General features: G+C 73.9%; 12 protein-coding genes and 1 pseudogene. All 13 read left to right on the plus strand.

From position 1 onward, the window contains the following. Positions 1-2: 2 nt before the first annotated feature. Entirely contained in the window at positions 3-1,226 is a 1,224-nt protein-coding gene (locus AB0C69_RS04495) for a lipase family protein (protein ID WP_360349685.1), read from the plus strand. 53 nt (positions 1,227-1,279) lie between these two features. Beyond that, a complete protein-coding gene (locus AB0C69_RS04500) occupies positions 1,280-1,798 on the plus strand; it encodes a hypothetical protein (protein ID WP_360349688.1) in 519 nt (172 codons plus the stop codon). A gap of 55 nt (positions 1,799-1,853) precedes the next feature. Beyond that, positions 1,854-2,639 (plus strand): ABC transporter permease, encoded by a 786-nt coding sequence (locus AB0C69_RS04505; protein ID WP_353831991.1) that lies wholly within the window; start codon positions 1,854-1,856, stop codon positions 2,637-2,639. Positions 2,640-2,642: 3 nt separating this feature from the next. Continuing rightward, positions 2,643-3,470, plus strand: a complete 828-nt coding sequence (locus tag AB0C69_RS04510) for an ABC transporter permease (RefSeq protein ID WP_360349691.1) — start codon at positions 2,643-2,645, stop codon at positions 3,468-3,470. Further along, on the plus strand, positions 3,467-4,726 hold the full coding sequence (locus tag AB0C69_RS04515) for an MCE family protein (RefSeq protein ID WP_345177905.1): 1,260 nt from the start codon (positions 3,467-3,469) through the stop codon (positions 4,724-4,726). The genes AB0C69_RS04510 and AB0C69_RS04515 overlap by 4 nt, the downstream gene beginning before the upstream one ends. After that, positions 4,723-5,778 (plus strand): MCE family protein, encoded by a 1,056-nt coding sequence (locus tag AB0C69_RS04520; protein ID WP_353831989.1) that lies wholly within the window; start codon positions 4,723-4,725, stop codon positions 5,776-5,778. The genes AB0C69_RS04515 and AB0C69_RS04520 overlap by 4 nt, the downstream gene beginning before the upstream one ends. After that, the gene (locus tag AB0C69_RS04525) at positions 5,775-6,818 is read left to right on the plus strand and encodes an MCE family protein (RefSeq protein WP_360349695.1); all 1,044 of its coding nucleotides are present in this window, start codon (positions 5,775-5,777) and stop codon (positions 6,816-6,818) included. The genes AB0C69_RS04520 and AB0C69_RS04525 overlap by 4 nt, the downstream gene beginning before the upstream one ends. Next, complete coding sequence (locus AB0C69_RS04530; RefSeq protein ID WP_360349698.1) at positions 6,818-7,810, plus strand: MCE family protein; 993 nt, start codon at positions 6,818-6,820, stop codon at positions 7,808-7,810. Before AB0C69_RS04525 ends, AB0C69_RS04530 begins: the two co-directional genes overlap by 1 nt. After that, on the plus strand, positions 7,807-8,847 hold the full coding sequence (locus AB0C69_RS04535) for an MCE family protein (protein ID WP_360349701.1): 1,041 nt from the start codon (positions 7,807-7,809) through the stop codon (positions 8,845-8,847). Before AB0C69_RS04530 ends, AB0C69_RS04535 begins: the two co-directional genes overlap by 4 nt. Continuing rightward, a complete protein-coding gene (locus tag AB0C69_RS04540) occupies positions 8,847-10,094 on the plus strand; it encodes an MlaD family protein (protein ID WP_360349704.1) in 1,248 nt (415 codons plus the stop codon). Before AB0C69_RS04535 ends, AB0C69_RS04540 begins: the two co-directional genes overlap by 1 nt. After that, a complete protein-coding gene (locus tag AB0C69_RS04545; RefSeq protein ID WP_360349707.1) occupies positions 10,091-10,621 on the plus strand; it encodes a hypothetical protein in 531 nt (176 codons plus the stop codon). The genes AB0C69_RS04540 and AB0C69_RS04545 overlap by 4 nt, the downstream gene beginning before the upstream one ends. Next, the gene (locus tag AB0C69_RS04550; protein WP_360349710.1) at positions 10,618-11,142 is read left to right on the plus strand and encodes a hypothetical protein; all 525 of its coding nucleotides are present in this window, start codon (positions 10,618-10,620) and stop codon (positions 11,140-11,142) included. Before AB0C69_RS04545 ends, AB0C69_RS04550 begins: the two co-directional genes overlap by 4 nt. Positions 11,143-11,628: 486 nt before the next feature. After that, positions 11,629-11,713 (plus strand): annotated as a pseudogene (locus AB0C69_RS04555) (ArsR family transcriptional regulator); the annotation flags it as partial.

Here is an 11,713-nt window from a genome sequence, read left to right on the forward strand (position 1 = left end):
CGATGCCGAACCACCACCACCGGCTAGCGGCGCTCGTGGCCCTGGCCGCCGCGCTGCTGGCCGCGCTCTGCGCCGTCCCGGCGTCCTCCGCGCCCGCCTCGGCGGCCCCGGCGACCGATCTCGGTCCCGCCGGGGACGCCTTCTACACCCCGCCCTCGCCGCTGCCGTCCGGCTCCCCGGGCGACGTCATCCGGGCGCGCCCGGCCAAGGCGGGCCCGCCGGCCGCGCGCTCCCTCGCGGACGCCTGGCAGGTCATGTACCTGTCGACCGGCGCGCTCGGCAAGCCCGTCGCCGTCACCGGGATCGTCCTCGTGCCGAAGAAGGCGGACCCGGCGAAGGCGCCGATCGTGGGGTTCGGTCCCGGCACCAGCGGCCCAGCGTTCCGCTGCGCGCCGTCCAGGTTCATCGACCAGGGCGCCTTCTACGAGCAGGCGGCGCTGAACGAGATGCTCGGGAAGGGCTACGCGGTCGCCGTCACCGACTACGAGGGCTACCACGAGAACCCGGCGACCACCTACGTGGTCGACTCCATGGGCTACTCCGTCATCGACGCGGTCCGCGCGGCGCAGCGGCTCCCCGAGTCGGGCCTGGCGAAGGACGCGCGGGTCGCGTTCCGCGGCTACTCGCAGGGCGGCGCGGCCGCGATGTGGGCGGGGCAGAAGCAGCCGGAGTACGCGCCGGAGCTGAAGCTCGCGGGCGTGGTCGGCGGCGGCGTGCCGTCCGACCTGGCCGCCGTGGGCCTGCCGCTGGAGGGCCGGGACCCGTTCGGCTTCCTGCTCTACTCGATGGTCGGCATGGACCACGCCTACCCGGAGCTGGACCTCGCGTCCTACCTCAACGACGCGGGCCGCGCCATGGTCGACGGCCTGGAGGGCGGCGCCTGCACGCTGGAGCTGCTGCTCGACTACAGGGGCAAGACGATCCCCGACTACTTCACCACCAGCCCGTTCGCGACCGAGGCCTGGCTGGACCGCGTCGCGGAGAACCAGCTGGGCGGCGAGCCCGTGAAGGTCCCCGTCTTCCAGTACCACTCGGTCTCCGACGAGATCGTCGCGTACGGGCAGGCCAAGCAGCTCCGGGACGACTACTGCAAGCTCGGCGTCCCCGTCACCTGGAAGACGTGGGACGGCGTCAGCCACATCACCCTCGTCTACCGCGGCAACGACGACGCGATGGCGTTCCTGGCCGACCGGTTCGCCGGGAAGCCCGCCGCCTCCAACTGCTGACCCCGACCCCGCGACCGCCGGCACGGTCACCCACCCCCGAGAAGGAGACAACCATGGTTCGGCGATCCTTCGCCCTCGCGGCGCTGGCCTCGGTGGCCGCCCTGTCCGCGGCCGGATGCGGCTCGGAGAAGAAGGACGGCCCCGAGGTCGCCTGGGCGGGCAGGGCCTGCGGCGTCCTCACCCAGAGCGCCCCGATGCGGGCGCCGAAGCTGGACAGCGCGAGCGTGCTGAAGTCCAAGGCGTCGCTCGTCCAGCTCCTCGACGGCATCTCCGACCGGATGCGGACGCTGGAGACGAGGCTGTCGGGGCTCGGCGCACCGCCCGTCGACAACGGCGAGGCCGTGTTCTCCACCACGATGAACAACCTCACCCGCACGCACTCGACCGTCACGACCGCGTCCAAGAACCTCGAGCGGGCGAACGTGACCGACAGGCGGTCGCTGCAACGGGCCGTCGACCAGATGGGCAAGGCGTTCGGGCAGTACAGCGGCTACCAGGGGCCCGAGCAGGACCTCCGGAAGAACCCGCAGCTGGCCGCGGCGTTCGCCAAGGCGCCGGCGTGCAAGAGATGACGCCGCGCCAGGACCCGGGGGCTCCGGCGGCCTTCACGCGGGCAGGAGCCGCCGGATGACGGCGCCCCTGGCCACGTATCCGCTGAGCGCGCTGCGCGAGGCGGGCCGGATGTTCGCGCTCGGCGCCACCGTGTCCGGCATGGCGTTCCGGCGGCCCTTCCAGGTCCGCGAGTTCGTCGAGCAGTTCTGGTTCATCGCCAGCGTGACGATCCTGCCGACGGCGCTCGTGTCGATCCCGTTCGGCGCGGTGACGTCGCTGCAGGTCGGCTCCCTCACCCAGCAGTTCGGCGCGCAGTCGTTCACCGGCGCCGCCAGCGTCCTGGTGGTGATCCAGCAGGCCAGCCCGATGATCGTGGCGCTGCTGGTGTCGGGGGTGGCGGGCTCGACGATCTGCGCGGACATCGGCGCCCGGACGATCCGCGAGGAGCTGGACGCGATGGAGGTGCTCGGCGTCTCGCCCGTCCAGCGGCTCGTCGTCCCGCGCGTCCTCGCGTGCGTCGCCGTCGCCTTCCTGCTGAACGGGCTCGTCTCGGTCGTCGGCGTCGCGGGCGGCTACTACTTCAACGTCATGATGCAGGGCGGGACGCCCGGCGCGTACGTCGCGAGCTTCTCCGCCCTCGCCCAGCTCCCCGACCTCTACGTCGGCGAGGCGAAGGCGCTGCTGTTCGGCTTCGTCGCCGGGATCGTCGCGGCCCACCGGGGCCTGAACCCGAGGGGCGGCCCGAAGGGCGTCGGCGACGTGGTGAACCAGTCGGTCGTCATCACGTTCCTGCTGCTGTTCCTGCTCAACCTCGTGATCACCGGGATCTACCTCCAGGTCGTCCCGCCGAAGGGAGGCTGAGCGATGGCCGTGATCGGAGCGAACCCCGCCGGGTGGTTCGCGTGGCTGGACCGGCCCGGCGACCAGGGCGTCTTCTACGTCCGGGCGCTGCTGTGGACGCCGCGCGCCGTCCACCGCTACCGCAGGGAGGTGCAGCGGCTGCTCTCCGAGGTCGCGTTCGGCAGCGGCGGCCTCGGCGTGATCGGCGGGACGATCGGCGTGATGGTCGCGATGACCCTCGCGACCGGCGTCGTCGTCGGCATGCAGGGCTACTCGGCCCTCCAGCAGATCGGGACCTCGGCGTTCACCGGGTTCGCGTCCGCCTACATCAACACCCGCGAGATCGCCCCGGTGGTGTCGGGCCTGGCGCTGTCGGCGACGGTCGGCGCGGGGTTCACCGCGCAGCTCGGCGCCATGCGCATCAGCGACGAGGTGGACGCCCTGGAGGTCATGGGCATCCCGTCGCTGCCGTACCTGGTGACGACGCGGATCGTCGCGGGCGCCGTCGCGATCGTCCCGCTGTACGCCATCGGCCTGCTGTGCGCCTACCTGGCGTCCCGGGAGGTCACGGTGGTGTTCAACGGGCAGTCGGCGGGCACCTACGACCACTACTTCCGGCTGTTCCTGGCGCCGGCGGACGTCGTCCTGTCGTTCGTCAAGGTGCTGGTGTTCAGCGTCCTGGTGATCCTGTCGCACTGCTACTACGGCTACCGCGCGGCCGGGGGACCGGCCGGGGTGGGGCGCGCCGTCGGCCGCGCGGTCCGCACGTCCATCGTCCTGATCAGCGTCAGCGACTTCTTCTTCAGCCTCGCGCTCTGGGGCGCCGGCACGACGGTGAAGGTGGCCGGGTGAACGCCCGCGGCGGGGTCCTCGGCCGGCGGCTCGCGGGGGTGGCGTTCCTGCTGGTGCCGGTGCTGCTGGTCTGGCTGTCGGTCGCCGTCTACGGCAAGAAGTTCACCGACGTCGCCTGGGTGACGCTGCGGACGGCGAGCGCGGGCAGCGAGATGCGCCCGCACGCGGACGTGAAGCTGCGCGGCGTGGTCGTCGGCGAGGTCCGCGAGATCTCCTCGGACGGCGGCGTCGCGACGCTCAGGCTGGCGATCCGGCCGGACAAGGTGCGGCTGCTGCCGCGCAACGTGTCGGCCCAGCTCCTGCCGACGACGCTGTTCGGGGCGCGGTTCGTCGCGCTCGTCCCGCCCGCGCGGCCCTCCCCCGAACGGCTCACCGGCGGGAGCGTCATCAGCCAGGACCGGTCGGCGAACGCGATCGAGCTCCAGCAGGTGATGGACACCCTGTACCCGCTGCTCACGGCCGTCCGGCCGGCGGAGCTGGCGGCGACGCTCACCGCCGTGTCCCAGGCGCTGGACGGCCGCGGCGCCGACCTCGGCCGGACGATCGCCGAGCTGGACTCCTACCTCAAGAAGATCAACCCGAGCGTGCCGGCCCTCAACCGCGACCTCAGGCTGCTCGTCGAGGTGAGCCGCGACTACACCGAGGCCGCGCCCGACATCCTCCAGGCCCTCCACGACTTCGCCTCCACGAGCCGGTCGCTGGTCGAGCAGCGCGACGACCTCGCGCGGCTGTACGCGTCGGTCACGGACGCCTCCCAGGACCTGGCCCACTTCCTGCACGAGAACTCCGGCAACGTCATCCGGCTGTCGGCGGCGAGCCGCCCGACGCTCGAACTGCTGAGCAGGTACTCGCCCGAGTACCCGTGCACGCTGCGGATGCTGACCGACTTCGTCCCCGTGATGGACAAGGTGCTCGGCAAGGGCACCGACCGGCCCGGCCTGCATGTGGACGTCACGACGCTGCCGTCCAAGGGCCGCTACGTCCCGGGCAGGGACCGTCCGCGCTACACCGACAAGGGCGGCCCGCACTGCTATCCGGTGGGCGGGACCGCCGTCCCGAGGTCGGCGCCGGTCGATGCGGCGACGCCCGTCGCGGTGGCGCCGGGCGCGCTCGGCCTGCCGAACTCGCCCGAGGAGAACCGCCTCGTCAACGAGCTGCTCGCCCCCGGGCTCCAGGAGGTTCCGGAGGCGCTGCCCGACTGGAGCAGCGTCCTCGTCGGGCCCGTCTACCGGGGCACGGAGGTGAGGCTCAAGTGAACCGGACGGCGCGAGGGAAACGGGGCCTGGCGAAGCCGCTGGTCAAGTCGCTGGCCTTCGTCGTGGTGACCGTGGTGGCGACCGCGATGCTCGCCCTCAGCATCACCGGGTCCGGCGGCGGCGACGCCGTCACCTACCGGGCGCGCTTCACCGACGCGTCCGGGCTCCGCGAGGGCGACGGCGTCCGGATCGCGGGCGTCGAGGTCGGCCGGATCGGCGGCATCGAGGTCGTGGACCGCCGCGTCGCGCTGGTCTCGTTCTCCGTCGAGCGCGGGCGCCGGCTGCCCGCCTCGTCCACCGCCACGATCAAGTACCTGAACCTGATCGGGCAGCGGTACGTCGAGCTGGGACGGGGCGCCGGGACCGGCGGGACGCTGCGGCCCGGCGCCACCATCCCCGTCGAGCGGACGGCGCCCGCACTGAACCTGACGCAGCTGTTCAACGGGTTCCAGCCGCTGTTCCAGGCACTGTCGCCGCAGGACGTGAACCGGCTCGCCGGGTCGATCGTGCAGGTGCTCCAGGGCGAGGGCGGGACGGTCGAGGGCCTGCTGTCGGCGGTCGGGTCGCTGACGCGCGGAATCGCCGACAAGGACCAGGTCATCGGGCAGGTCGTCGACAACCTGAACGCCGTCCTCGACACGGTCAACGCGCGCGGCGACCACCTCGGGAACCTGGTCGGGACGCTGCGGAGGCTCGTGTCCGGGCTGGCCGCCGACCGCACGTCGATCGGCGCGGCGATCGGCGCGCTGGACGACCTCGCGAGCACCGCCACCGGCCTGCTGCGCGACGGCCGCGAACCGCTCAGGCGAGACATCGCCCAGCTCGGGCGGCTGTCGCGGAACCTGTCGGACGACTCCCCGAAGGTCGAGTCGTTCCTGCGGCTGCTGCCGGTGAAGATGACCGCGATCGGGCGCATCGCCTCCTACGGGTCGTGGATGAACCTCTACCTCTGCCAGGCCGACCTCGGCGGCGCCGCCTACCGGCAGTACCCGGGCGAGGAGCATCCGCCGCCCACCGGTGTCCCGCTCACGGCCGAAAGGTGCGGCGCATGACGAACAGACGGCACGCCGAAGGCCGGCGGCCTCGGCTGCGGCCCGTCCGGGAGCGGAACCCGGTCGCCGTCGCGGTCGTGTCGCTCACGCTGATCAGCGCGCTGGTCCTGCTGGCGTTCAACGCCGGGGACCTGCCGGTGATCGGCGGCGGCACCCGCTACACCGCCGAGTTCGGCGAGGCCGCCGGGCTGCGTCCCGGCAACGAGGTCCGCGTCGCGGGGGTGAAGGTCGGCGAGGTCACCGGGGTCCGGCTGGACGGCGCGAAGGTCGCCGTCGCGTTCCGGGTGCGCCGCGCCTGGATCGGGGACGCCAGCACCGCCGCCATCGCGATCAAGACGCTGCTCGGCGACAAGTTCCTCGCCCTCGACCCGCTCGGCGCCCGCCCGCAGGACCCGGGCCGCCGCATCCCCCTCGACCGGACGACCTCCCCCTACGACGTGACCAGGGCGTTCGAGGATCTCGCCGGGACGACCGGCCGGATCGACTCCGCCCGGCTCGCCGCGAGCCTCGACGCGATCTCCACGACGTTCGCGGGGACGGCGCCGAGCGTCCGCAGGGCGCTGGACGGCGTCTCCGCGCTGTCGAAGACGATCTCGTCGCGGGACGCCGAGCTCGCGCGGCTGCTGGCGGGCGCCCGGCAGGTCACCGGGACGATGGCGGGCCAGAGCGCGAACGTCGAGGCGCTGCTGCGCGACGGGAACCTGCTGCTCGGCGAGATCCGGCGCCGCCGCGAGGCGATCCACGCGCTGCTCACCGGCACCCAGGCGCTGGCGGAGCAGCTCACCGGGCTCGTCGACGACAACCAGCGGCAGCTCGATCCGACGCTCCGATCGCTCGGCCGCGTCACGGACCTGCTGCGCAGGAACCAGGACGACCTCGACAGGGCGCTGAGGACGGCCGGCCCCTACACGCGGCTCCTCGGCAACACGCTCGGCAACGGGCGCTGGATGGACGGCTACCTGTGCGGGCTCGTCCCGAAGGAGTACGGGGCGAAGGCACCGAATCACGGGTGCATGCCACCCGGGAAGGGAGGTGGGTGATGCTGCGCCGACTGAGCATCCCGCTGGTCGCCGCCGGTCTCGCGGTGGTCGTCGCCGCCGTCGTGCCGGTCGCCCTGCACGACCCGGGCGGGACCCGGATCACCGTGTACTTCGAGACCGCCGTCGGCGTCTACCAGGGCTCCGACGTGCGGGTCCTCGGCGTGAAGGTCGGCACGGTCGACTCGGTCCGCGCCGAGGGGACCCGGGTCAGGACGGTCATGACCGTCGACCGGGGGGTGGACGTCCCGGCCGGGGCGAAGGCCGTGGCGGTGGCGCCGAGCCTGGTCGCCGACCGGTACGTCCAGCTCACTCCCGCCTACACGTCCGGCCCGAAGATGGCGCCCGGGACGGTGATCCCGGTCGAGCGGACCGCCACGCCGATGGAGCTGGACGCGATCTACGACAGCATCCGCAAGCTGGCCGGCGACCTCGGGCCCCAGGGCCTGAACAAGGACGGCGCGCTGTCGCGGCTCCTCGAAACGGGCGCGGCGAACCTGAGCGGCAACGGGCGCGACATCCGCACGACCACCGAGCGGATGGCGCAGGCGGCCAGGACGCTGTCCGGCTCGCAGAAGGACCTGTTCGCGACGATCCGCGGCCTCCAGACGTTCACGACGACGCTGAAGACGAACGACGGGCAGGTCAGGGAGGCGGAGCGGCAGCTCGCCGACGTCTCCGGCTTTCTCGCCGACGACCGCGAGGAACTGGACGCCGCGCTGCGGGCGCTGGCCCAGGCGCTCGCCCGGGTCAAGGCGTTCGTGCACGACAACCGGCGGCAGATCGCCGGGAACGTCGCGAAGCTCGCCGACATCACGCGGCTGCTGGTGAAGCAGCGCCGGTCGCTGGCGGAGGCCCTGGACGTCCAGCCGCTCAACGCGACCAACGTCCTCAACGCCTACGACCCGGCGACGCGGTCGCTGATGGGGCGGCAGAACCTCGGCGAGCTGGCCCCGCCCCTGCCCGCGGCCGGTCTCCGGAAGGCGGCACCATGATCCGGCACACCCTCATCCGAAACGCCGTGGGGACGGCCCTCGCCTGCACCGCCCTCGGCGGCTGCGGCTTCTCCGGCGCCGCGGACCTCCCGCTGCCCGGCGGCGCCGACCTCGGCGACCACCCGTACACGGTGCGGGCGCGGTTCGCGAACGTGCTGAACCTCGTCCCGCAGTCGGCGGTGAAGGTCAACGACGTCGCGGTCGGGCGGGTGGTGAAGGTGACGCTGCCCCGGGACGGCTGGACGGCCGAGGTCACCATGAAGGTCGACGGCGACGTCCGGCTCCCCGCGGACGCCCGCGCCGAGCTGCGCCAGTCGAGCCTGCTGGGGGAGAAGTTCGTGCAGCTCGGCGCGGGCCCACCGGGCGGGACCCCGCCCGGCGCGGGGGCGGGCGCGCTGGCGGACGGCGCGGTCATCCCGGAGTCCCGGACGAACCGGAACGCCGAGGTCGAGGAGGTCTTCGGCGCGCTGTCGATGCTGCTGAACGGCGGCGGCATCGCCCAGCTCCGGACGATCACCGTCGAGCTGAACCGGGCGCTCGGCGGCAACGAACCGCGGGTCCGGTCGCTGCTGGAGCAGGCCCGCACGCTCGTCGGCGCCCTGGACGCGAACAGGCAGGGCATCACCGACGCCATCGACGGCCTGAACCGGCTGTCGGCCACGCTGCGCGGCCGCCGGGACCAGATCGGCGTCGCCCTCGACGACATCGAACCCGGCCTCGCGGTGCTGGCCGAGCAGCGCGGGGCGCTCGTCCGGATGCTGCGCTCGCTGGACGACCTGTCGCGCGCGGCGGTCACCACCGTCCGGCGGAGCAGGGACGACATGATCGCCGACCTGCGCGCCCTCGAACCGACGCTGCGCAGGCTCTCCGACGCCGGCCGGGACCTGCCGAACGCGCTGCAGGTCCTGGCGACGTACCCGTTCACGGACGCCGTCCTGCCCGCGGTGAAGGGCGACTACCTGAACGTGTACCTCCAGATCACGGCCCGCCCGGGGACCCGGATCGTCCCGCCGGTCAAGCCCGCCGAGGGGGACTGATGCTGACCGCGTCCGCCAGGGTCAAGAACCTCGTGTTCCTCGTCGCCGGCCTGCTCGCGGTGGGCTACGTCGGCCTCACCTACGCCGGCCTCGGCGGGTACGTCGGCTACCGCGACCACTACGTCGTGCGGGCCGACCTCGCCGAGGCGGGCGGCCTCGCGGAGAACGCCGACGTCACCTACCGGGGCACCTCGGTCGGGCGGGTCGGCGCGCTGCGCCTGACCGGCGACGGCGTGCTAGCCGACCTGAAGATCAAGAAGTCGGCGCCGCGCATCCCCGCGCGCACGCGGGCCGTCGTCGCGAACCGCTCGGCGATCGGCGAGCAGTACATCGACCTGCGCCCGGACACCGGCGCCGGACCGTACCTGGCGGCCGGCTCGGTGATCCCGCGCTCCTCCACGGCGACCCCCGCGCCGGTGACGGACCTGCTCACCAGCGTGAACGCGCTCGCCTCGTCCGTCCCGACCGAGGCGTTGCGGACGGTCGTCGGGGAGCTGGGCCAGGCGTTCGCCGGGCAGGGTCCCGACCTCCAGGCCCTCCTGGACGGCACGCGGTCGCTGACCCGCGCCGCGAACGAGAACGCCGGGCCGACCACCTCGCTCATCGGCGACGGCGAGACCGTCCTGCGCACCCAGAACCAGGAGGCCGCGTCGCTGAAGGCGTTCGGCCGCAACGCGCGGCTCCTCTCCGAGCAGCTCCGCGAGTCCGACCCGGCCTTCCGCAGGCTGGTGTCGACCGCGCCGGGAGCGGCGGGCGAGTTCCGGGCGCTGGTGCGCGACCTCGACCCGTCCCTCAGCGTCCTGGTCGCGAACCTGCTGACCACGGCCGATCTGCTGGAACCCCGGGCCGACGGCCTGGAGCAGCTCCTGGTCAAGGCGCCCGCGGCGGTCTCCGCCGGCATGTCGGCCGCCCAGGGCGGCAGGCTCCGCTTCGGGATGGTCACGACGTTCTTCGACCCGCCGGACTGCGTGAGCGGCTACGGCGGCACGAAGTACCGCAACGGCCTCGACACCTCGCCCGGCCCGGCGCTCAACACGGCCGCCCGCTGCGCCTCGCCGCCGTCCAGCGGCGTGAACGTGCGCGGCGCGGGCAACGCACCGCGACGTCCCGTCCCGCCCCCGGCGCAGGCGGGGTCGGTGCTCTCCGCCGGTTCGCCCTCGCTGCCGGGGGCGCTCGCCCTGCCCGGCGTCGAAGACGGCCCCACCGGCATGGGCGGCCTCCTCGGCGTCGAGGGGGCGGGCGAATGACCGCGACCGCACAGGATGCCCGGGGGCGCGGCCGGCGCCTCGCCGGGTGGGCGGCGATCGCGGCGGCCGCCGCGTTCCTCGCCTGGTCGGGCTGGACGGTGTGGCACGACGAACCGGACGCCCGGAGCGGGCCCGAACGCGCGCGGGACGTCGTGCTGCGGAGCGTGCGCGAGCAGATCGCCGCGCTCAACTCGATGGACCCCGCGCGGGTGGACGCCGGGCTGCGCGCCTGGCGGGACGCCTCCACCGGCGCGCTGCACGACCAGCTCGCCCGGGACGAACCGCGGAACCGCACCAGGATCGGCCGGTCCCGGACCACCGCCGCGGCCACCGTCACCGGCGCCGCCGTCACCTCGCTCGACGTCCGGGCGGGGAAGGCGAAGGTCATCGCGTCCGTGCAGGTGAAGCTGGCCTCGCAGGGCGGCGCGCCCACGTTGCAGCGCAAGCGTTTCGAGGCCGGGACGGTCCGCACGCCGTCCGGCTGGAGGCTCGAATCGCTCACCGCGATCCCGGTCGGTGCGCGATGAGGCGGCTGCCCGGGCTCCGCGGGCCGTTCGCGGTCGCGCTCGCGCTCGCCGTGCTCGCGCCGGCCCTCCGTCTCGCCGCCGGACCGGCACGGGACCACGGGCTGGCGGGGGGCGGGAAGACTCCCCGCGACACCGCCGTCCTGGACGACGTGGCCACGACCGAGGTGCTGGGGGACGTGGCCACGGCCCTCGCCCGGGTGTTCAGCTACGCGCCGGACGACCTCGCCGCCACCGAGCGGGCCGCGGGAACGGAGCTGTCCGGCCGGGCGCTGGACGAGTACCGGCGGCTCTTCGCGCAGGTCAGGCGGCAGGCCCCGGCCCAGCGGGTCACGCTCACCACCCGCGTGGTGCGCGCCGGGGTCGTCTCGCTGACCGGCGACACCGCCCGGCTCCTGGTCTTCCTCGACCAGACCGCCGCGCGCGCCGGCGGGCCGGACGGGACGCCCGCCGCCGCGCAGCTCGCGGTGACCGCGCACCGCGACCGCGGCCACTGGACGATCACCGCACTCACCTCGGTCTGAGGGGGCTCGCATGGCAGACGGAACCCTGCGGGGGACGGACGACACCCCGCGACGGACGGCGACGGCCCTGCTCGTCCTCGCCGCGCTGTTCGCCGCCTGGGCCGGCCGGTCATGGTACTCGGCCGCGCACGACGGCGCCCGCGCGTACTCCCGTGCGCGCGACGACGTCCTGGAGGCGGGGGAGCAGGGCGTCCAGAACCTCAACACCCTCGACTACCGATCGCTCGGGCCCGGCCTGAGGACCTGGCAGGACTCCACCACCGGCGACCTGCACCGGCAGATCGCGCAGGGCCGTCCGGCCTTCGAGCGGGAGGTCGCGAAGGCGCGGACGATCACCAGGGCCCGCATCCTGGACGCCGCCGTCGCCGAACTGGACGAGCGGTCCGGCAGGGCCCGGATGCTGGTCGCCGTCGAGATCACCGTGACCCCGCCGGACGGCGACCCGGCCGTCCGGCAGAGCCGCCTCGTCGGCGAGCTGACCAGGACGTCCGGAAGGAGTTCGGGATCTCCCAGCCCGCCGTGTCCCAGCACCTCAAGGTGCTGCGCGACAACGGATTCGCCGTCGTGCGGG

The organism is Actinomadura sp. NPDC048032 (assembly GCF_040653175.1).
Classification (GTDB): domain Bacteria; phylum Actinomycetota; class Actinomycetes; order Streptosporangiales; family Streptosporangiaceae; genus Spirillospora; species Spirillospora verrucosospora.